Genomic DNA, 20,553 nt, shown 5'->3' with positions numbered 1-20,553 from the left:
GGAGTAGACCGTGCTGCATCCGCCGCATTCGTCCCTGCAGGTCGCTGCCGTACCGCCTCAGGTGGTACCAGTACGCGACAGGGATCAGGACGCCCCGTGGCATACGGAGGCCGTGTGCCGGCGTGACGAGGCAGGCCTCTTCTTCGCCCCCTCCAAGGAGCCCACCGCGGCCCGGCTCTCCCGCGAGGAGGCCGCCAAGCGCGTGTGCGCCCGCTGTCCCGTCATGGTCGAGTGCCGCGAACACGCACTCCTGCAACCCGAGCCGTACGGCGTCTGGGGCGGCCTGACCGCAGCGGAACGCCGAGTGGTGCTGGCCCGCAGGCGCCGCCGCGACATGGAACTGAAGAAGGCCGCGAGGGCGACGGGTTCGATAGCGGCGGCGGGCTAGCCGCCACCAAGCGCACGAAAGGCGCCCTCTCCGCACAAGAGGGCGCCTTTCCTGGTGCCGGTCGGGGTTCTGCTCCAGGGGCGCGGTGCTGTGACATTCGCGGCTCCGCCGCGTGGCCGAGACAAGCCACGACGAACCCGCAGTCGACGAACGACCCGCGGTCCCCCTCCCCTCAGCGCACTTACTTGGCTTTCTCGAAATCGATGGAGCTGTAAGCACGGAGCTTGCTCAGTCGATGCACCGAGTCGATCCGCCGGACCGTCCCCGACTTCGATCGCATCACGATCGAGTCCGTGGTCGCGGTCTCCGACCGGTACCGCACCCCACGAAGCAACTCACCGTCGGTGATCCCCGTGGCGACGAAGAACACGTTCTCCCCGGACACCAGGTCGTCGGTCGTCAGCACACGGTCGAGATCGTGCCCCGCGTCGACCGCCCGCTGCCGCTCCTCGTCGTCCTTCGGCCACAACTTGCCCTGGATCGTGCCGCCGAGGCACTTCACCGCACAGGCCGAGATGATGCCCTCGGGCGTACCGCCGATGCCGAGGAGCATGTCGACACCCGTGCCCTCGCGCAGCGCCAGGATCGAGCCCGCGACATCGCCGTCGGAGATCAGCTTGATGCGCGCGCCGGTCTCCCGGATCTCCTTGATGATGCCTTCGTGGCGCGGCCGGTCGAGGATGACGACCGTGACGTCCTCGGGCGTGGACCGCTTGGCCTTGGCGACCCGCCTGATGTTCACGGACACCGGCGCGTCGATGTCGACGAAGTCGGCGGCCTCCGGGCCGGTGACCAGCTTGTCCATATAGAAAACCGCCGACGGGTCGAACATCGTGCCCCGGTCGGCGGCCGCGAGAACGGCGATCGCGTTCGTCATGCCCTTCGCCGTCAGCGTCGTTCCGTCGATCGGGTCCACGGCGATGTCGCACTCCGGGCCGGTCCCGTCACCGACGCGCTCGCCGTTGAAGAGCATCGGGGCCTCGTCCTTCTCGCCCTCACCGATGACGACGACGCCGTTCATCGAGACGGTGGAGACGAGGGTGCGCATGGCGCGTACGGCGGCGCCGTCGGCACCGTTCTTGTCCCCGCGGCCGACCCAGCGGCCCGCGGCCATCGCGGCGGCCTCGGTGACGCGGACCAGTTCCAGGGCGAGGTTGCGGTCGGGGGCCTCGGAAGGAACCTCGAGTTCGGACGGCAAATGATGATTCTCGGTCATCGGAGCGCACCTTTCTGATACGACGACGGCCGGATGAGGGTTCGGGCCGACTCTATCGTCAGTCCGACAAAATGAGCAGGGGACCCCACGGATGAGCGGACCGGTGCACCTGCGACGATGAGGGCGTGGCAGGTACGAAAGGCAAGCAGAGCGTTCGCGACATGGTCCTCTCCCTGGGGCTCATCGTGCTGGCGGCGTGGGTCATCTATCTCTTCATCCCTCATGACGAGACCGAGCCGGAGCTCAAGCGTGTCGACTACCGAGTCGAACTGCTGACGGCGCGCCGCGCGGCCTCCTATCCGGTTGCGGCACCCGAGGGACTGCCGAACACCTGGAAGGCGACCTCCGTCCGCTTCCGGGGCGACGAGTCCGACCACTGGCACCTCGGGTTCCACGACCCCGACGGGGCGTACGTGGCGGTCGAGCAGTCCGCTGAGAAGCCGTCCCGGTTCATCCCGGACGCCACGCAGGACGCCGAGAAGACCGAGGTCACCGCGGAGATCGGCGGCGAGACCTGGACGCGCTACAAGGGCGAGCGGTACGACGCGCTGGTCCTGGAGCAGGAGGGCGCCACGACCGTGGTCGCCGGCTCGGCGTCGTTCGCGCAGCTGACGAAGATGGCCGAGGCGCTGAAGACGCGGTGAGCGGAAGAGCGAGCGGAAACGCGAAGGGCCCCCGGCGCGACTGCCGGGGGCCCTTCGTCGTGTCCGGTGGTGGTGCTCAGACCGTCGTGATGACCTGGTCGAACTCCAGGCGCGGGGAGCGCGGGTAGGAGGCGCCCTCGCCCGGCTTGCCGATGTTGACGACCATCAGCGGGGTGTGGTCGGCGTCCAGGAACTCCTTCTGGACACCGGCGCGATCGAAGCCGGTCATCGGGCCTGCGGCGAGGCCGGCGGCCCGGACGCCGATGATGAAGTACGCGGCCTGCAGGGCGGCGTTCAGACCGGCGGCGGACTCACGGGCCGGGCGCTCGGCGAAGAAGAGGTCCTTGGCCTGCGGGAACGCGGGGAACAGGGCCGGCAGCTCCTCGTGGAACTCGTTGTCCGCGGAGAGGATCGCGACCAGCGGGGCGGTGGCCGTCTTGGCCTGGTTGCCCTCGGCCATGTGCGGCACCAGGCGCTCACGGGCCTCGGCGGAGCGGACCAGGATGATGCGCAGCGGGGTCTGGTTGAAGGCGGTGGGGCCGTACTTGACCAGGTCGTAGATCGCCTGCACCTGCTCCTCGGTCACCGGCTCGTCGGTGAACGTGTTCGCGGTGTGGGCCTCGCGGAACAGCAGGTCCTGGGCGGCGGAGTCAAGAACGAGGGACATGGAGGCAACCTTCGTGAGACGTGCGACTTTACGTCTCACGACAGTACGCAAGGGAAGTTCAAGGTTCAATCAAATGCGGGGTTGAGTGATCCGCTTCACATGGTCAGGGGCTGGCTTTTGCGGCCGCCGGTGTGAGCACGGCCGCCTTCTCACTCGCCGCCGTCGCCGGAGGCGGCCCCCTCCTCTTCCTCCTCCGCCAGCGCCGCGTCCAGCCGGGCCCGGGCGCCGTCCAGCCAGCGGCGGCACACCTTCGCGAGCTCCTCGCCGCGCTCCCAGAGGGCGAGGGACTCCTCCAGGGTCGTACCGCCCGCCTCCAGGCGCCGGACGACCTCGATCAGTTCGTCACGCGCCTGCTCGTACCCGAGCGCCCGGGCCGCCTCGGACGGCCCGCCGCCCCCGGTCACCGCGCCGGACTCGCTCACCTTGCTGGTCATGCCGCCCACCCTATGCGTCCCCTCTGACAGTCCCGTCGATCCCGGAAGCCCCCTCGGTCGTCGCCGTCCCGTCGACCCGGACGGCGAACTCGCCCTCGGCCACCCGGGCCCGCAACGGCTCCTCCGCCGAGACCTCCCCAGGGGCGCGGACCACATGCCCGTCGGCCTTCTGCAGCACCGCGTACCCCCGCTTGAGGGTCGCGGCGGGGGAGAGGGCCACCACGCGCGCGTGGGTGTGCGACAGCTCCGAGTCGGCGCGGTCCAGCAGATGACCGAGACAGCGGCGCCCGCGGTCGAGGAGCGAGGCCACGTGGTCGGCGCGCTCGTCGATCACGCGGTGCGGATCCTGTATCACCGGGCGGGCCAGCGCATGGGCCAGCCCCCGCTCCTCGCGCTCCACGAGCGCCTCGACGCACCGCCGCGCCCGGTCCCGCAGCCAGCGCACCCGCTCGTACTCCTCGCCCACGTCCGGCACGACCTTCTTGGCCGCGTCGGTGGGCGTGGACGCGCGCAGGTCCGCCACATAGTCCAGCAGCGGGGTGTCCGGCTCGTGCCCGATGGCCGACACGACCGGCGTACGACAGGCCGCCACCGTCCGTACGAGCTGCTCGTCGGAGAACGGCAACAGGTCCTCCACGCTGCCGCCGCCGCGCGCCACGATGATCACGTCCACGGCGTCGAGCGCGTCCAGCTCCTTCACCGCCTGCACGACCTGCGCCACCGCGTGCACGCCCTGTACGGGAACGTTGCGCACCTCGAAGCGGACGGCAGGCCAGCGGTGCCGGGCGTTCTCCAGCACGTCCCGCTCGGCCGCCGAGGCCCGGCCGCACACAAGTCCGATGAGCTGCGGCAGAAAGGGCAGCGACTTCTTCCGCTCGGCCGCGAACAACCCCTCCGCCGCCAGCGACTTCTTCAACTGCTCCAGCCGCGCGAGCAGTTCCCCGACCCCGACGGGCCTTATCTCCGCCGCCCGCAGCGACAACTGCCCCCTGGGCGCGTACCACTCCGGCTTCGCGTGGACGACGACACGGGCGCCCTCGCTCACCACGTCGGCCACCGCGTCGAACACCTGTCGGTAGCAGGTGACGCTCAGCGAGATGTCGTGCGACGGGTCGCGCAACGTCAGGAACACGACCCCCGCGCCCGGGCGCCGCGACAACTGGGTGATCTGCCCCTCGACCCACACCGCGCCGAGCCGGTCGATCCATCCCCCGATGAGCCGCGACACCTCACCGACGGGCAGCGGGGCGTCAGCGGACGTGTTGAGAGCCATGCGGTGAGCGTAACGGGGGGCGCCGACAGTGCCGCCCAAGAGCTCGGGGCCGGGGGTTGTCGGGCGGGTGCGGGTGGTTCGTGGCTGCTCCCACCACCCGCACCCGCCACACCACCGCATCCCGCCGAACTCTTTCCGCGCTTTCCCCGGGCGGGGCCGGCCCGGGGAAACCCCTACGATGGAAGACATGACCGCTTCGCCTGGCCGCCGCCGTGTCCTCCTCGCCGCCCCGCGCGGCTACTGCGCGGGTGTCGACCGTGCCGTGATCGCCGTCGAGAAGGCCCTGGAGCAGTACGGGGCCCCCATCTACGTCCGCCACGAGATCGTCCACAACAAGTACGTCGTGCAGACCCTGGAGAAGAAGGGCGCCGTCTTCGTCGAGCAGACGGAGGAGGTTCCCGAAGGGAACATCGTCATGTTCTCGGCGCACGGCGTGGCCCCGACCGTCCACGACGAGGCGGCGCGCGGCAAGCTCGCCACCATCGACGCGACCTGCCCGCTGGTCACCAAGGTCCACAAGGAAGCGATCCGGTACGCCAAGGAGGACTTCGACATCCTCCTGATCGGCCACGAGGGACACGAAGAGGTCATCGGCACCTCCGGTGAGGCGCCGGACCACATCCAGCTGGTCGACGGCCCCGAGGACGTCGCCAAGGTCGAGGTCCGCGACCCGTCGAAGATCGTCTGGCTGTCGCAGACCACGCTCTCCGTCGACGAGACGATGGAGACGGTCGGCGCGCTCAAGGAGAAGTTCCCGCTGCTCGTCTCCCCGCCGAGCGACGACATCTGCTACGCCACGCAGAACCGCCAGCTCGCCGTGAAGCAGATGGGCGCAGAGGCGGAACTGGTCATCGTGGTCGGCTCCCGCAACTCCTCCAACTCGGTCCGGCTCGTCGAGGTCGCCAAGCTCGCCGGCTCCCGCGAGGCCTACCTCGTGGACTTCGCCGACGAGATCGACGAGACCTGGCTGGAGGGCGTCACGACGGTCGGCGTCACCTCGGGCGCCTCGGTCCCGGAGGTCCTCGTCGAGGAGGTCCTGGAGTGGCTCTCCCAGCGCGGCTACGGCGATGTCGAGCTGGTCAAGGCGGCCGAGGAGTCCATCACCTTCTCCCTCCCGAAGGAGCTGCGCCGCGACCTGCGCGCGGAGGCCGCCACCCTCGTCGCGGAGCGCACCGGCAAGACCGCCGAGGCCTGAGCCGGCCCCGGCCGACCCCTGGCTCGTCCCTACGGCCCCGGAACGTGAAGGTTCCGGGGCCGTACGCGTCCGAAGATGTTCGGAAGATGTTCCGAGGTGGCGAGGATGCGCGGGCCGTGCCCCGGCCGTCCACCTCCCGGCAGTGACTGTCAGTCGTACGACGTAACGTAAGGCCATGCACATCTTCGGCGTGGACATCGGTGGTTCCGGGATCAAGGGCGCTCCCGTGGACCTGGACCTGGGCGACCTGGCGGACGAGCGGTACAAGGTGCTGACCCCGCACCCGGCGACGCCCGACCTGGTGGCGGACGGCGTGAAGGAGGTCGTCGACCACTTCGGGTGGACGGGCCCGGTCGGCATCACCTTTCCCGGTGTGGTCACGGGCGGCTCCACGATCCGTACGGCGGCCAACGTCGACAAGGGCTGGATCGACGTGGACGCGCGCGCCCTGCTGAGCGACCGCCTCGGCGGCCTGCCGGTGACCGTGCTGAACGACGCGGACGCGGCGGGCGTGGCCGAGATGCAGTTCGGCGCGGGCCGCGGCCGCCAGGGCACGGTCATCCTGCTCACCTTCGGCACGGGCATCGGCAGCGCCCTCTTCGCCGACGGCGTCCTCGTCGCCAACACGGAGCTGGGCCACCTGGAGCTGAACGGCCACGACGCCGAGACCAAAGCCTCCACCAAGGCCAAGGACGACCACGAGCTGACCTGGGAGCACTGGGCCCGCCGGGTCACCAAGTACCTCGCCCATGTCGAGATGCTCTTCTCCCCCGAGTTGTTCATCATCGGCGGCGGTGTCAGCCGCAAGTCCCAGAAGTTCCTGCACCTGATCGAGGGCATCAAGGCCGAGATCGTCCCGGCCCAGCTCCAGAACAACGCGGGCATCGTGGGCGCGGCGATGCGTGCGGCCAAGGCGGGCTAGGGCGTGTTTCGAAAGTGGCGTCGTCCGCCCGGAGAGCGGGGCCCGCGGCTCTGGTGCGGTGCGTCGCAAGGCGGAGGGTCGTCCGCGTACTGGGCGTACGTGGACGATCCCGACAACGCGGCGAGGTGCCGTGCCAGGCGTCGCGGGGCAGACGGGACTTTCGAAACACGCCCTAGGGGGTAGGGCGGCGCGGGCCGTACGCCGGAGCACCGAGCCGTACGGCGCTCCCGTGCAACCCGGCTGTACGGCGTCCCGGCGGGCGAGACCGTACGGGGTTGCGGCCCGGTAGACCGTACGGCGTCGCGGCGGGTCAGACCGTGCGGCGCTGGGGCCGGGGACGAGGCTGGGCCGCGCGCTGCCGGACATGAGCGGCCATGGCCGGCCCCCGGCCACCGCGCACGCCCTGCCCGCGCCCGTCCTGCCCGGCCCGTCCCCGGCCGCCCTGTACGCCAGGGCCTCGCCCTCCTTGCGCGGCCTGCCGCTCGGCCGCCTTGCGGGCCATCAGCCGGACCTTCCGTACCGTCACGATGAGACCGGCGACGAGCGTCCCGCCGTACAGCCAGCCCGCCTGGACGGCGAGGGCGGTCAGCAGGCCCATCAGATGCGCGCCGAGACCGCCCCCGAGGCCGGTGAGTGGCGGCAGCCCGGCGGCGAAGGCGATCGGCACGACCACGGGGACGCTGGCCAGGTCGCCGCGCCGCACCCACACCGCGGTCAACGCGCTGACCAGCAGGAACAGCACCCCGTACACCGTGGGGGACGATTCGAACAGCAGCCGGTCGAGGCAGGCGAGCACGAACATGGCCGCCGCGCAGAACAACCCGCAGCCCAGCCCGGTCAGCCGGGGGTTGGGCATCCGGCGCACGGCCCGCGCAGTGCGCCGTACCGCACGGACCGGGGGTGGCACGGGCCCGCGCGCGACCGGAGCACGACGCTGCGCGGCCACGCCGGGACCCCGGCCGCCTCTGCCACCCTGAGGGCCCCCTTGAGGTGGGAGGGAGGCGCCGCGGCGCGGTTCGGGGCGAGGGGGATGCGTCCTGTGTTGCTCCACTGGACCAACTTAGGTCGGTTTATGTGCCGAATGGGTCTACAGACACGCCGTGGAGCGGACCTTGGCCAAGCGTTCGATACCTCGCCGGGGTGGACGTCGGCACGCCGTAAACTGGGGGATCGGTCAGCCCTCTGGCCGCTAGGGCACGATCCGCCGGACCCGCCCTAGGCCCTGCTGTCCCAGGCCCCCAGGGCCTGTCGTCACATTCCCGTCTACCGCGCGACGCCATGCACGCCTTCTCGCCGCACCGGGCACAGACCCACGTACAACCAGTACGAGGGCCTGCGCCCGGCACGCCGAGAGGACGCACCTGACGCCGCGCAGCCCGCCCTGCGGGCGGACGACGGGAATGTGACGACAGGCCCTGGGCCGCCTGGCCGCCCTCTCATGTACGGGAAGTCGCAACGTGTCGCTCACGATCGGAATCGTCGGTCTGCCCAACGTCGGCAAGTCGACCTTGTTCAACGCCCTGACCAAGAACGACGTGCTGGCGGCCAACTACCCGTTCGCCACGATCGAGCCGAACGTCGGCGTCGTCGGCGTCCCGGACGAGCGGCTGACCAAGCTCGCCGAGATCTTCTCCTCCCAGCGGATCCTCCCGGCGACCGTCGACTTCGTCGACATCGCGGGCATCGTGCGCGGTGCGTCCGAGGGCGAGGGCCTCGGCAACAAGTTCCTCGCGAACATCCGTGAGTCGGACGCGATCTGCCAGGTCATCCGCGCCTTCAAGGACGAGAACGTCGTCCACGTCGACGGCAAGGTCTCGCCCAAGGACGACATCGAGACGATCAACACCGAGCTGATCCTGGCCGACCTCCAGACCATCGAGAAGGTCCTCCCGCGCCTCCAGAAGGAGTCGCGGATCAAGAAGGACATCGCGCCGAAGGTCAAGGCCGTCGAGGAGGCCAAGGAGATCCTCGAGAAGGGCGACACGCTGTTCTCGGCGGGCATCGTCCAGGGCTCGGGCAACGAGGAGCTCCTCCACGACCTGCACCTGCTGACGACGAAGCCTTTCCTCTACGTCTTCAACGTCGACGAGGACGAGCTGGTGGACGACGACTTCAAGAACGAGCAGCGCGCCCTCGTCGCCCCCGCCGAGGCGATCTTCCTCAACGCCAAGCTGGAGCAGGACCTCGCCGAGCTGGACGAGGCCGACGCGATGGAGCTGCTGGAGTCGGTCGGCGCCGAGGAGCCCGGCCTGGCCACCCTCGCCCGTGTCGGCTTCGACACCCTCGGCCTGCAGACCTACCTCACGGCCGGCCCCAAGGAGTCCCGCGCCTGGACGATCAAGAAGGGCGCAACCGCCCCCGAGGCCGCCGGAGTCATCCACACCGACTTCCAGAAGGGCTTCATCAAGGCCGAGGTCATCTCCTTCGCCGACCTGGTGGAGACCGGCTCGGTCGCCGAGGCCCGTGCGAAGGGCAAGGCGCGCATGGAGGGCAAGGAGTATGTGATGCAGGACGGGGATGTGGTGGAGTTCCGCTTCAACGTGTAGCGGGTGACGTGGCACCACATCGCTGATCTGGAAACATGCAGGTCAGCAGGGGTCCGGCTCTGCGGAGTCGGACCCCTGCTGCTTACCGTGCCGGGTCGGTGGGGATGCGGCCGTGCATCACACGGCGCCCAGGGCGCCACCGCGGAAGATGTCGCGGTCCACGGGATCGTCCCGCAGGATCGCCGCGCGCAGATCCTGCAGCTCGCGGCTCAGATCCAACCCCAGCCGCCGTGTCATGCGCGCTCGTGCCGAGGACAGCACGCGCAGCGCGTCCGCGCGACGCCCGCACTCGTAGAGCGTGGCCGCACGGAAGGCCAGGAGCATCTCGTGTTCCGGATGGTCCGCGGTGAGCCGTGCGAGCTCCGCCGCGAGCGACCAGTAGTTGCCCAGCTTGAACTCCGCCGCGACACGCAGCAGTTGCGCCGACATCAGCAGTTCGTCGAAAGCGGCGCCGACACCTCGGCGTGTCCGCTCGGTCGCGACGTCCTCCAGCACCGGCCCCCGCCACTCGGCCAGGGCGGCCGAGGCGAGTCGGGAGACCTCCTGCGGCTCGGTGACCCGCTGAGCCCGGTTGACCAGCTGAGTGAAGCGGTGCAGATCCACCAGCTGCGGATCGCCGGTCAGTGTGTACGTCGAACCGCTCCGCACCAGCCGCACCGACCCGTCGCACCCGCCACGGCGAAGGCTCGCCCGCAGCCGGCAGACATCCACATACAGGTCGGCCCGGGAACGCGGTCGTTCGTCCTCGTCCGACAACAGATCGATCAGCCGGTCCATCGGGAGCGGCCGGCCCATCTCCAGCAGGAGTAACCCCAGCAGCAGACGCTCACGGCGGCGACCGATGGCTCTGGGGCGTCCGTCGACCGTCCACTCAACTCTGCCGAGTACTCGAAAATGTGACCCCGTTGCAAGCATGGCGCCCATGTTGCTCAGCCCGTCATGTTCCTGGCAAGGTCTTGGCATCCTCCTGGCAGGCCCCACCTCTCACACTGCTCCCAAGTGCAACCGCGCCCAGGGGGGTCGAAACTTGCCGTACGTCATTGCCGGTCTGGTGCTCGTCGGAGCCGTCGCCCTGCTCAACCTCGTCCTGCTCATGGTCATCCTGCGCCGCTGGCAGGAACTCGAAGTCGTCCGCCGACGCGACGACTTCGCAAGCCAAGGGCCGCAACCCGGAGACGGACTCCCGGACTTCACCGCCACCGCGCTCAGCGGCCGGACCCTGACCCAGGACGACTTCCGCTCCGGGGAACTGCTGCTGGGTGTCTTCTCCCACGACTGCCCGGCCTGCACCGACAGCCTCCCCGACTTCGCCGACCGGGCCGACCGGGCCCGGGCAGCGGGCGGCCGGGCCCTGGCCCTGGTGATGGGCGACGAAGCCGCCGAGAGCAGCCTGACCGCCCAACTCGTCGGGCCTGCGGACGAGGTCGTACCGGGGCCCGAGGCGGCACCACTGTTCCGCGCCCTGCGCGTCCCCGCCTTCCCCACGGTCCTCAACTACCAGGACGGCGTCGTCGCCGCTCCCTCCGCCGCCGGCCGCGAACCGGTACCGGCGGCCTCCTGAACCCCGGTGCGACCGCCGACCGCGGTCGCACCGCGGAGTACGCACATCCCATCCACACAGGAAGAGGAGAACCATGCGCACACTCAAGGCCGGTGCGGGCCGCCTGATCGAGCGAATCCTGCCCAAGGCCGAAGCCCAGGCGGCCTGCCCGCCGGACTGCTGGACCGAGTGGAGCACCAGCGGCCAGCGATGCCGCCGCTGCTGCTACACCGGCGCGTGCAAGGTCAACTGCGGAAGCTGGGACTACTGCTGAACAACCACGGGGCGGGCCGCTTGCGGCCCGCCCCGTGCCCGCCGGCCCAGCACCCACTCCCTCGGAGTCACCCTTGTCCGACCTGCTGCTCGTCTGCCGCCTGACCCTGATCTGCGTGCTTGCCGTGGCCGGCCTCGCCAAGCTGCGCGACCGCCGCCGATTCGCCACGGCACTGGGCGATTTCACCTACCTGCCGGCCGCAGCCCGGCCGGCTCTCGCCGTCCTGGTGCCCGCGGCCGAGCTCCTCGCCGCCGTGCTCCTCGCCCTGCCCCGGACGCTCACCGCGGGCCTGGCCGTCGCCGCCGCCCTGTGCGCGGCGTTCAGCGCCGTCGCCGTCACCACCATGCGGCGCCGCAGCCCCGCCGGCTGCCCCTGCTTCGGCAGCAGGACCACTGTGCCCATGGGCCCCTGGCATGTCGCCCGCAACGCCACACTCACCGTGCTCGCCCTCCTCGGCGGTGCCATCGCCCTCACCCACGGCACCGCCACCCCCCTCAACGCGCCCGCACTCGCGCTCGCCGTCGCCGTCGCCGGCTATCTCACCGCGTTCGCCGTCTTCACCGACGACCTCGCCTTCTTCTTCGCCGCCCGCACCGGCCAACGCTGAAAGGACGACCACAGAGTGAGCTACGCCATCACCGGCCTCGCCCTCCTCGCCGCGGCCACCCTCGTCAACGCCCTCCTCACCTTCGCGGTGATCAAACGCTGGCGTACCACGGTGGCCGCCCCCGCCCCGGCCGCCGAGGCCCCGGGCCCGCCGGCCCTCGCCGTGCACGAAGGTGACCACACCCCCGCCTTCACCTTGCACACCCCCCGAGGCGAAGTCAGCGAATCCACCCTGGCCGGGCGTCCCACCCTCATCTGTTTCCTCCGTCCCGACTGCGGGCCCACCAGGGAGAGCCTCCCCGAGATCCAACGCTGGACCGAGGCGAACACCCCGTCAGGCGCGCATCTCGTCGCCGTCATCAGCGGACAGCTCCCCGAAGCCGGCCCCCTGCTCGAGGCCGTCGGCCCGCTCACCGAACTCACCGCCACCGAACCCCCGAACGGTCCCGTCGCCGGCGCCTTCGGCGTACGCCACCACCCCACCTTCGTCCTCCTCGACGCCGACGGGACCGTCACGGAGACAGGCATCGGCCGAGGTTCCCTGCCCACGCTCAACCTCCTCACCGCATGAGCGGGCAATCCACCTCCCGCACGGCCGAATTCCTGCGGTCCCTCACCGCCGTACTCGCCCTCACGCTGCGGTCCTGCCCCGGGGCCCTCGCCGTCCGCGTCGCCACCGTCGTCATCGCGGGTACGGCACCCGTGGCCGCCTCCTGGCTGCTCAAGTACGTGGTCGACAGCCTCACCGCGGACGACTTCCGCGCCTCGGACCTCAACTGGGCCGCGGCGGGCATCGGCCTGCTCACCGTCCTTCTCGCCGCCGCGTCGGCCACCTCCTCCTACGCCGACGCCCGCATCCGCCGCGCCACCTCCACCCGGGCCCAGAGCGACCTGCTCACGGCCGTCAACCGGCTCAGCGGTCTGTCCAAGCTCGAACAGCCCGCCTTCCACGACCGCGTCCAACTCGCCATCCAGAGCGCGCAGGGCGCCGAGCGACTCGTCGGCGCGGCACTCCAGGGCGCCCAGGGAGTCCTCACCCTGGCGGGCTTCCTGGGAAGTCTCCTGCTCATCAGCCCCACCCTGGCCGGCATCCTCGTCGTCGCGGCCGTTCCGGCCCTCTTCGCCCACCTGGCCAACAGCCGGCATCGCGCGGACATGTTCTGGCGCACCAGCAGCCTCGCCCGCCGCCAGATCTTCTACCGAGGGCTCCTCACCGACACCCAAGCGGCGAAAGAGATCCGCCTCTACGGCCTCGGCGGCTACTTCGCCGAACGCATGCGTACCGATCTCGACAGCATCAACCGGCAGGAGGAACGCCTCGACCGCCGCCTCGTCACCTACGAGACGGCCCTCGCCGCCCTCGGAGCCGGCATCTCCACCGGCGCACTCGTCTGGGGCGTGCACCAGGCCGCCGCCCACGCCCTCACCGCCGGTGACGTGTCCCTCCTCGTCGCCGCCCTCGCCGGCATGCAGACGGCGCTCGTCGGCCTGGTGGGGTGCATCGCCCAAAGCCACCAGACGGCCCTGCTGTTCAGCCACTACCTGCATGTCACCCAGGTCCGGGACGACCTCCCCGCCCCGGCCGCCCCGATCGCCCCACCGCCCCTGAGCCACGGCATCGAACTCCGGGACGTCTGGTTCCGCTACACCGACGACGGACCGTGGATCCTCCGCGGAGTCAGCCTGACCATCCCGCACGGCACCAGCCTGGCCATCGTCGGTCTCAACGGGGCCGGCAAGAGCACCCTCGTCAAACTGCTGTGCCGCCTCTACGACCCGCAGCGCGGCAGCATCCACTGGGACGGCATCGACCTCAAGGACTTCCCCGCGGACCAGCTGCGCCGACGGGTCAGCGTCGTCTTCCAGGACCCGATGGAGTACGACCTCACCGCCGGGGAGAACATCGGCCTCGGTGACCTCGGCTCCCTCCACGACCATGGGCGCATCCACGCAGCCGCCGCCGACGCGGACATCCACACCGCCCTCGCCCGCCTCCCACAGGGGTACGACACCATGCTCAGCCGGATGTTCTTCCCCGACGACACGGAAGACACCAGCCCTGGCGTCCAGCTGTCGGGCGGCCAGTGGCAGCGCCTCGCGCTCGCCCGGGCCCTGATGCGTTCCGAACGGGATCTCATGATCCTCGACGAACCCAGCACCGGCCTCGACGCGGTCGCCGAACGCCACGTCCACGACCGGCTCACCGCACTCCGCCAGGGCGCGACGAGCGTCCTCGTCTCCCACCGCCTCAACACCGTCCGCGCCGCGGACGCCATCGTCGTCATCGCGGACGGAACCGTGCACGAGGCAGGCACCCACGAACAGCTCATGACCGCCCAAGGCGCCTACGCCGAGCTCTTCACCACGCAGGCCGAAGGCTACGAGGAGACCGTCCGGTGACCGCCGCGGCCCCGGTGCTCCTCGCCCTCGCGGGACTCCTCGTCCTCGCCGCGGCCCTGTTGCTGGCGCGTGGGCGGCTGGTGGCCGTGACCGTCCGCGGATACAGCATGTCGCCGACGCTCATGCCCGGCGACCGGATCCTCATGCTCCGCGGCAGACACCGAGTCGCCACGGGCCGGGTCGCCGTCGTCGCCGCACCCCACCCCGAGCACGGCTGGCATTCCCCCACGGGCACCACGTCCGACTCGTGGTACGTCAAACGCATCGTCGCCGTCGCCGGAGAGCCCGTACCGTGCTGGGCCGGCCGATGCCCCGGAACCCACGTGCCGCCGGGCATGCTCGTCCTCCTGGGCGAGAAGCCGGGCTCGATGGACTCCAAACAGCTGGGCTACTGCCCCGAGGACAAACTCATCGGAACCGTCCTGCTCCGCCTGCGGGCCGCCACGGCTTCTGGTGCACCTTCTGGTTGTTCCGGCGGCTGATGTCGGCCTCTCCGGGACGGAAGACCTGGGGCGCCGCCGGGAACGTGGGTCGGGCCGCTGCGCCGTGCGTGGCAGGATGCGGGGACTCGGTACTGGGGGACGGCGGCGGGGGCGGGGCGCGATGGGGCGGAGCGAGCGGGAGGCGGTCGGCCGGGGCGAGCGGCTGCACGAGGCGGCGCGGGCGGTGGGCGATGACCACGCGCGAGCCGTCGAGGCCGTACGGGCGGCCCTGAAGCCGATCCACGACGACCTGGCGGAGCGGGAACTGGACGCCATCCCCGTGGCCCGGCTCAAGGACGTCACCGAGGGGCGGCTGCGCCTCGGTGAGGTGGAAAGGGGCGGCTTCCGTACGGTTCGGCAGGTGCTCGACGCCGGGAGCTACCGCCTCCAGCAACTCCCCGGAGTCGGAAAGCAGACCGCCGACCAGACGGTCGCTGCCGCCCGGCAGATAGCCGAGGCCGTGCGGGACACCGTGGCCGTGCACATCGACGTGGACCGGCCGGAGCCGCGGACGACCGCGCTGGTCGTGGCCCTGCACGTGCTGGTGGAGGCGGGGCCCGAGGCGCGTCGCGCCGTCGGCGCTGCCACGGCCCTGTCCCAGCGGCTCGGTCCACTGCTGGCCGACGCCAGACCGGCCTCCGGGCGGCTGCGGATGCTGCTGGCGGGCCGGGCGGGACGCGAGCACGCGCTGGAGGCCGTGGCAGAGGTCCGCTCGCTCATCGAGCAGGCCGAGCGCGAAAGGCTGCCGGAGCTGTTCGCCCAGGCCTCGGTGGACCTGCTGCGCGGCCCCGCGACCGACGTGGCGGCCCTGGTCGACTTCGAGCTGCGCTCCGCGGAGTACTACGGCCTGATCGCCGAACTCTCGGGCCGTGGCCCCGACCCCGCCGCGGCCGAGGGATTCCTGCCGGACGACCTGGCCGAGCGAGTCCGGGAGCAGGGGCTCGACGACACCCACCGCAGGGTCTCGCTCCGCGGCTACCAGGCCTTCGGCGCGCGCTTCGTCCTCGCGCAACGCCGGGCGATCCTCGGCGACGAGATGGGGCTCGGCAAGACCGTCCAGGCCATCGCCGCCCTCGCGCATCTCGCCGCCGAGGGGCAGAGCCACTTCATGGTGGTCTGCCCGGCCAGCGTGCTGATCAACTGGACCCGTGAGATCGAGGCCCGGAGCGAGCTGCGCGTGCTGCCCCTGCACGGCCCGGACCGACAGGAGGCGTTCGCCGACTGGAAGGGCCGCGGCGGCGTCGGGGTCACCACCTTCGACGCCCTGCGCGGCTTCCCGGCGCCCGGCGGCGGGGAACTGGGCATGCTCGTCGTCGACGAGGCCCACTATGTGAAGAACCCGAAGGCCCGCCGCTCGCTGGCCGTGACCGAGTGGGCGGAGCACTGCGAACGCGTGCTGCTGCTGTCCGGCACACCCATGGAGAACCGCGTCTCGGAGTTCCGCAGCCTGGTACACATCCTGCGCCCCGAACTCGCCGAGTCGGTCGGCGACGGCGACGGCGTGGCCGGCTCCAAGGCGTTCCGCAAGGCGGTCGCGCCGGTCTATCTGCGGCGCAACCAACAGGACGTCCTGACCGAACTGCCCCCGCTCCAGCGCACCGACGAGTGGGAGGAACTGAGCGCGTCGGACGAGGAGGCCTACCGCGAGGCCGTACGGGCCGGCAACTTCATGGCGATGCGTAGAGCGGCGTACGCGCGCCCGGACAAGTCGGCCAAGCTGAACCGGCTGCGGGAGATCGTCGCGGAGTCCGCCGAAAATGGGCTCAAGGTGGTGGTCTTCTCCAACTTCAGGGACGTGCTCGGCGTGGTGCGGGACGCGCTCCCCACGGCCCCGAAGGGCGGACAGGTCTTCGGGCCGCTCACCGGAGCCGTACCGCCCGCGCGCCGACAGGACCTGGTCGACGAGTTCGCCGCCGCGCCCGGTCACGCGGTGCTGCTCGCCCAGATCCAGGCGGGCGGGGTGGGACTCAACCTGCAGACCGCCTCCGTCGTGATCATCTGCGAGCCGCAGATCAAGCCGACCATCGAACACCAGGCGGCCGCGCGGGCCCACCGGATGGGACAGGTCCGGTCGGTCCGGGTGCACCGGCTGCTCGCCACCGGCGGAGTGGACGAACGGATGGTCAGGATGCTGGAGGACAAGTCCCGCCTGTTCGACGCGTACGCGCGGCGCAGCGTGGTCGCCGAGTCGACGCCGGACGCCGTCGACGTGTCGGACGTCTCGCTGGCCCGCCGCATCGTCGAGGAGGAACAGGCACGGCTCGGCGCGGAGCGGGTGCGGCCGGTGGAGCCCGCGTAGAGCGGGTCATCCGGCGGGCGTCGCCACCCCCGTCTTCAACCCTGCCCCGCACAAGGGCACCACCGCCGTACGGCTCCCCAGCGCCCCTTCCCGCACGGCCGCCCAGCACGCCACCCCCGTGGACTCGACGTACAGGCCGCGCGAGGCCAGGTCGAGCTGGGCGTGGCGGATCTGGTCCTCCGTCACGGTGAGGAAGGCGCCGCCGGAAGCCCGTACGGCGCGGAGGATCTGGCGGGCCCGGGGCGGGCGTGTGATCGCGATGCCCTCGGCGGAGGTGGGGGCCATGGGGGTGACCCCGACCAGGTCGTCCGCGCCCTCGGCGAAGGCGTGGGCCAGCGGGGCGACCGCCGCGGACTGGACGGCGTACAGCGCGGGTCGGCGGTCGATCAGGCCCGCCGCGTGCAGCTCGGCGACGGCGAGGGCCGCGCCCAGCAGCAGCGTGCCGTTGCCGACCGGGACGACGAGCACCTCGGGGAGCCGGCCGCCGAGGTCCTCCCACAGCTCGTGGACGTAGGTCTTCGTACCGTGCAGGAAGTACGGGTTGTAGACGTGCGAGGCGTAGAAGACGCCGTCCGTGTCCGCTGAGTCCGCCGCCTCCTCGGCCGCCCGCGCCGCCGCCCCGCGGTCGCCGTCGACGATCTCCAGCCGCGCCCCGTGCGCCTCGATCTGCTGCAGCTTCTTGGCCGACGTACCGGCGGGGACGTACACCGTGCAGGGCAGCGCGGCGCGGGCGCAGTACGCGGCGACCGCCGTGCCCGCGTTGCCGCTGCTGTCGGCGACGACGCGGCGGGGGCCGAGCCGCAGGGCGAGTTCGGCGAGCAGCACCGCGCCCCGGTCCTTGAACGACAGCGTCGGCATCAGGAAGTCGAGCTTGGCCGAAACGCCGTCCTTCAGCTCGACGAGCGGGGTGCGGCCCTCGCCGAGGGACACCGTGGGCGCCGCGAGGGGGAGGCACTCCGCGTAGCGCCACAGGGAGTTCACCCGGCCGGTGAGGGATTTGAGGGACGCGGGCGTGGGCGCGAAGTCGAGGTCCAGGGGGCCGCGGCAGGCCGGGCAGCACCAGGCGAGCGAGGCGGCGGGGACGCGCGTGCCGTCCGTCGGGCAGAAGCGATCCGGCAGAGGTGTCATGACCGCAGGGTAGTTGTGCCGGTTGATGGCGGTACGGAAGGGCGGGCGCGCGTGAAGCGTCTGGTTTGTGCCCCGCGTGTCCGCCCCGGCCGCCGCACGCTTACCATGCGCCCTGGCGTACGACTCTCGTACGTCAGTTCCCAGAGGTTCTTCGGAAGTTCCCGAGTTCCCAGAGGTCCTCCGAACTCCGGCGCAAGGAGCACGCGTACCCGTGGCCACACCCCCGCCCCCCGGACCCCAGCAGCCCCACGGTCCGTACCCGCCCCCGGGGCAGCCACAGCAGCAGTACCCGCACCCGTATCCGTATCCGCACCAGGCGGCACCGCAGCAGCCGTGGGGGCAGGCGTGGGGCCAGGGGTATCCGGGATATCCGGCGTATCAGCCGCCGCCGGCCACCAACGGGTTCGCGATCGCCGCGCTCGTGCTGAGCCTGGTCTGTGGTCTTCCCGGGGTGGGGCTGGTCTTCGGGATCGTCGCGCTGGTGCAGATCAAGAAGCGGGGCGAGCGCGGCAAGGGCATGGCCGTGGCCGGAATCGTACTGTCGTCGATCAGCACGCTCCTTGTGATCGTCCTCCTGGCCGTGGGCGGCTTCACCGACGTCTGGGACGACGTCAAGGACTCGGCGAGCGGCGGCACCACCTTCTCGGTGAAGAAGGGAGAGTGCTTCGACACGCTCGACGGATCGCTCGAGGGAGTCGCGTACGACGTCGACACCGTGCCCTGCGCCGGAAAGCACGACGCCGAGGTGTTCGCCAACATCCAGCTGCCGGACGGGGACTACCCCGGCCAGCAAGTGGTCGACGGGGACGCGGACGAGAAGTGCTCCGCGCTCTCGGAGTCGTACGCCATGGACGAGTGGGCCTTCCCGGCCGAGGCCGACGTCTACTACTACACGCCCACGCCGCAGAGCTGGCGCTACGGCGACCGCGAGATCACCTGCATGTTCGGCAACCGGGACGCCAAGAGCACCCTCACCGGGTCGCTGCGCAAGGACGAGACGACTCTCGACGACGACCAGTTCGCCTTCCTGGAGGCCGACACCATCCTCGAGGCGGCGTTCGACGGCGTGCCGGACACGGAGTACGTCGAGGACGACCTGCCCGCCCACAAGAAGTGGGCGCCGGAGGTGGTCGACGCCCTGGAGAAGCAGACGGCCGCGCTGCGGGCGCACGACTGGGAGCCCGGCGTCGAGAAGGAGGTCGCCGACTACGCCGACGCCCTCGACGAGGCGCGCGACGAGTGGCAGGCGGCCGCCGACGCCAGGGACGCCGAGGCCTTCAGTGAGCACTGGGTCGAGGCCCACAAGCTGACGGACGGCGCGAAGGCGGTCACCGCCCGCAAGGCTCTGGGGCTCGCGAGCACCCCGCAGCCGGACGAGGCGGAGGAGACCGGCGGGGACGGCGGAGGGGAAGGCTCCGGCGCGGAGGTGTGACAGCCGCCATAGCGGGGAGAAAGTGCCTGCGTAAAGCCCTCACCGGGGCCATGTCATCACATCGAGTGATTCCCTGGCCATTGCTTGCATGGCACAACCCACGGTTGCCAGGCTGTTGCTGTCTGTACATCCAGATGGGAGCGGCCAGTGACTTTCGGTGAGCAGCCGGCGTATCTGCGTGTCGCGGGTGATCTCCGCAAGAAGATCGCCGACGGTTCGCTGCCACCGCACACCCGTCTCCCCTCCCAGGCCCGCATCCGCGAGGAGTACGGCGTGTCGGACACGGTCGCGCTGGAGGCCCGCAAGGTGCTCATGGCCGAGGGTCTCGTCGAGGGCCGCTCCGGATCGGGCACGTATGTGCGCGAGCGGCCCGTGCCCCGCAGGGTCGCCCGCTCCGGGTTCCGTCCCTCCGGCGGCGCCACGCCCTTCCGCCAGGAGCAGGCCGACGCCGCCGCGCGCGGCACCTGGGAGTCGCGCAGCGAGCAGGTCGAGGCGAGCGGCTGTGTCGCCGAGCGGCTGGACATCCGGCCCGGCGACCGCGTGATGTGCACGATGTACACGTTCCGGGACGCGGGCGAGGCGATGATGCTCTCCACCTCCTGGGAGCCCCTCGCCCTCACCGGCCGTACGCCGGTCATGCTCCCCGAGGAGGGCCCGCTCGGCGGCATGGGGGTCGTCGAGCGCATGGCCGCCATCGACGTCGTGGTGGACAACGTCACCGAGGAGGTCGGCGCCCGCCCCGGCCTCGCCGACGAACTCCTCGCGCTCGGCGGGGTGCCCGGCCATGTCGTCCTCGTCGTCCAGCGGACGTACTACGCCTCCGGGCGCCCCGTCGAGACGGCCGATGTGGTGGTGCCGGCCGACCGGTACCGGGTGGCGTACCACCTGCCGGTGAAGTGAGCACCGTACGAGATGTCCCTGTTCGCACGCGCGTACGTCCCCTAGTGGGCGATTGTTCCCCTTTCGGGGAAACCGGACGGCTTCGCGTGTATGGCGCGGTGACGGGGGCATGTGTCAAGTTGCCCTTGCCTGAGGGAAGTTGACATCTCCAGAGCCCGTGGGATTCGGCGGAGTCGGTGCGGCCGTCGTGCTGTACCGAACGCAGTT

The 20,553-nt window shown here is 71.1% G+C and carries 21 protein-coding genes; 14 read left to right on the top strand and 7 right to left on the bottom strand.

The window, feature by feature from the left end; all coding sequences use genetic code 11:
- The first annotated feature begins 10 nt into the window (after positions 1–10).
- Entirely contained in the window at positions 11–388 is a 378-nt protein-coding gene (locus SGFS_RS22150) for a WhiB family transcriptional regulator (RefSeq protein ID WP_286252719.1), read from the top strand.
- Between the two features lie 181 nt (positions 389–569).
- On the opposite strand, the gene glpX is transcribed toward SGFS_RS22150, so the two are convergent.
- Positions 570–1,604, bottom strand: a complete 1,035-nt coding sequence (gene glpX, locus SGFS_RS22145; protein ID WP_286252718.1) for a class II fructose-bisphosphatase — start codon at positions 1,602–1,604, stop codon at positions 570–572.
- Positions 1,605–1,729: 125 nt separating this feature from the next.
- On the opposite strand from glpX, the gene SGFS_RS22140 reads away from it, so the two are divergent.
- A complete protein-coding gene (locus SGFS_RS22140; protein WP_286252717.1) occupies positions 1,730–2,248 on the top strand; it encodes a DUF4245 domain-containing protein in 519 nt (172 codons plus the stop codon).
- Positions 2,249–2,324: 76 nt separating this feature from the next.
- Here the strand turns inward: SGFS_RS22140 and SGFS_RS22135 are convergent, their stop codons facing one another.
- From SGFS_RS22135 to xseA, 3 genes are all read right to left on the bottom strand, one after another.
- The gene (locus SGFS_RS22135; RefSeq protein WP_286252716.1) at positions 2,325–2,915 is read right to left on the bottom strand and encodes a malonic semialdehyde reductase; all 591 of its coding nucleotides are present in this window, start codon (positions 2,913–2,915) and stop codon (positions 2,325–2,327) included.
- Positions 2,916–3,064: 149 nt separating this feature from the next.
- Entirely contained in the window at positions 3,065–3,349 is a 285-nt protein-coding gene (locus SGFS_RS22130) for an exodeoxyribonuclease VII small subunit (protein WP_286252715.1), read from the bottom strand.
- 10 nt (positions 3,350–3,359) lie between these two features.
- Positions 3,360–4,622 (bottom strand): exodeoxyribonuclease VII large subunit, encoded by a 1,263-nt coding sequence (gene xseA, locus SGFS_RS22125; RefSeq protein WP_286252714.1) that lies wholly within the window; start codon positions 4,620–4,622, stop codon positions 3,360–3,362.
- 178 nt (positions 4,623–4,800) lie between these two features.
- Between xseA and SGFS_RS22120 the strand changes: the two genes are divergently transcribed.
- Together SGFS_RS22120 and ppgK are read left to right on the top strand one after the other, a co-directional pair.
- Positions 4,801–5,817, top strand: coding sequence for a 4-hydroxy-3-methylbut-2-enyl diphosphate reductase (locus SGFS_RS22120; protein WP_286252711.1), 1,017 nt, complete (start codon positions 4,801–4,803; stop codon positions 5,815–5,817).
- Positions 5,818–5,992: 175 nt separating this feature from the next.
- The gene (gene ppgK, locus SGFS_RS22115; protein ID WP_286252710.1) at positions 5,993–6,739 is read left to right on the top strand and encodes a polyphosphate--glucose phosphotransferase; all 747 of its coding nucleotides are present in this window, start codon (positions 5,993–5,995) and stop codon (positions 6,737–6,739) included.
- A 310-nt stretch (positions 6,740–7,049) separates the two neighbouring features.
- Here the strand turns inward: ppgK and SGFS_RS22110 are convergent, their stop codons facing one another.
- Positions 7,050–7,595: a DUF6542 domain-containing protein gene (locus SGFS_RS22110; protein WP_286252708.1), complete on the bottom strand. Its 546-nt coding sequence runs from the start codon at positions 7,593–7,595 to the stop codon at positions 7,050–7,052.
- Positions 7,596–8,196: 601 nt separating this feature from the next.
- Here SGFS_RS22110 and ychF point away from each other — a divergent pair.
- Positions 8,197–9,285, top strand: coding sequence for a redox-regulated ATPase YchF (gene ychF, locus SGFS_RS22105; protein ID WP_286252706.1), 1,089 nt, complete (start codon positions 8,197–8,199; stop codon positions 9,283–9,285).
- 117 nt (positions 9,286–9,402) lie between these two features.
- Here the strand turns inward: ychF and SGFS_RS22100 are convergent, their stop codons facing one another.
- On the bottom strand, positions 9,403–10,080 hold the full coding sequence (locus SGFS_RS22100; protein WP_286252704.1) for an AfsR/SARP family transcriptional regulator: 678 nt from the start codon (positions 10,078–10,080) through the stop codon (positions 9,403–9,405).
- 232 nt (positions 10,081–10,312) lie between these two features.
- Between SGFS_RS22100 and SGFS_RS22095 the strand changes: the two genes are divergently transcribed.
- From SGFS_RS22095 to SGFS_RS22065, 7 genes are all read left to right on the top strand, one after another.
- The gene (locus SGFS_RS22095; protein WP_286252702.1) at positions 10,313–10,846 is read left to right on the top strand and encodes a redoxin domain-containing protein; all 534 of its coding nucleotides are present in this window, start codon (positions 10,313–10,315) and stop codon (positions 10,844–10,846) included.
- A 73-nt stretch (positions 10,847–10,919) separates the two neighbouring features.
- Positions 10,920–11,099, top strand: a complete 180-nt coding sequence (locus SGFS_RS22090; protein ID WP_286252701.1) for a hypothetical protein — start codon at positions 10,920–10,922, stop codon at positions 11,097–11,099.
- A gap of 73 nt (positions 11,100–11,172) precedes the next feature.
- Positions 11,173–11,706: a MauE/DoxX family redox-associated membrane protein gene (locus SGFS_RS22085; RefSeq protein WP_286252699.1), complete on the top strand. Its 534-nt coding sequence runs from the start codon at positions 11,173–11,175 to the stop codon at positions 11,704–11,706.
- 15 nt (positions 11,707–11,721) lie between these two features.
- Positions 11,722–12,276: a TlpA family protein disulfide reductase gene (locus SGFS_RS22080; protein ID WP_286252698.1), complete on the top strand. Its 555-nt coding sequence runs from the start codon at positions 11,722–11,724 to the stop codon at positions 12,274–12,276.
- Positions 12,273–14,105: an ABC transporter ATP-binding protein gene (locus tag SGFS_RS22075; protein ID WP_286252697.1), complete on the top strand. Its 1,833-nt coding sequence runs from the start codon at positions 12,273–12,275 to the stop codon at positions 14,103–14,105. The genes SGFS_RS22080 and SGFS_RS22075 overlap by 4 nt, the downstream gene beginning before the upstream one ends.
- Entirely contained in the window at positions 14,102–14,587 is a 486-nt protein-coding gene (locus SGFS_RS22070) for a S26 family signal peptidase (protein ID WP_286252696.1), read from the top strand. The genes SGFS_RS22075 and SGFS_RS22070 overlap by 4 nt, the downstream gene beginning before the upstream one ends.
- Before the next feature lie 121 nt (positions 14,588–14,708).
- Entirely contained in the window at positions 14,709–16,886 is a 2,178-nt protein-coding gene (locus SGFS_RS22065) for a DEAD/DEAH box helicase (protein ID WP_286252694.1), read from the top strand.
- Between the two features lie 6 nt (positions 16,887–16,892).
- On the opposite strand, the gene SGFS_RS22060 is transcribed toward SGFS_RS22065, so the two are convergent.
- On the bottom strand, positions 16,893–18,014 hold the full coding sequence (locus tag SGFS_RS22060) for a pyridoxal-phosphate dependent enzyme (RefSeq protein WP_286252693.1): 1,122 nt from the start codon (positions 18,012–18,014) through the stop codon (positions 16,893–16,895).
- A gap of 211 nt (positions 18,015–18,225) precedes the next feature.
- Between SGFS_RS22060 and SGFS_RS22055 the strand changes: the two genes are divergently transcribed.
- Together SGFS_RS22055 and SGFS_RS22050 are read left to right on the top strand one after the other, a co-directional pair.
- Positions 18,226–19,446: a DUF4190 domain-containing protein gene (locus tag SGFS_RS22055; protein ID WP_286252691.1), complete on the top strand. Its 1,221-nt coding sequence runs from the start codon at positions 18,226–18,228 to the stop codon at positions 19,444–19,446.
- Between the two features lie 147 nt (positions 19,447–19,593).
- Positions 19,594–20,346, top strand: a complete 753-nt coding sequence (locus SGFS_RS22050; RefSeq protein ID WP_286252689.1) for a GntR family transcriptional regulator — start codon at positions 19,594–19,596, stop codon at positions 20,344–20,346.
- Positions 20,347–20,553: the final 207 nt, after the last annotated feature.

It is taken from the genome of Streptomyces graminofaciens, from assembly GCF_030294945.1.
GTDB lineage: Bacteria > Actinomycetota > Actinomycetes > Streptomycetales > Streptomycetaceae > Streptomyces > Streptomyces graminofaciens.
This window is presented reverse-complemented; position numbering and strand designations above follow the sequence as displayed.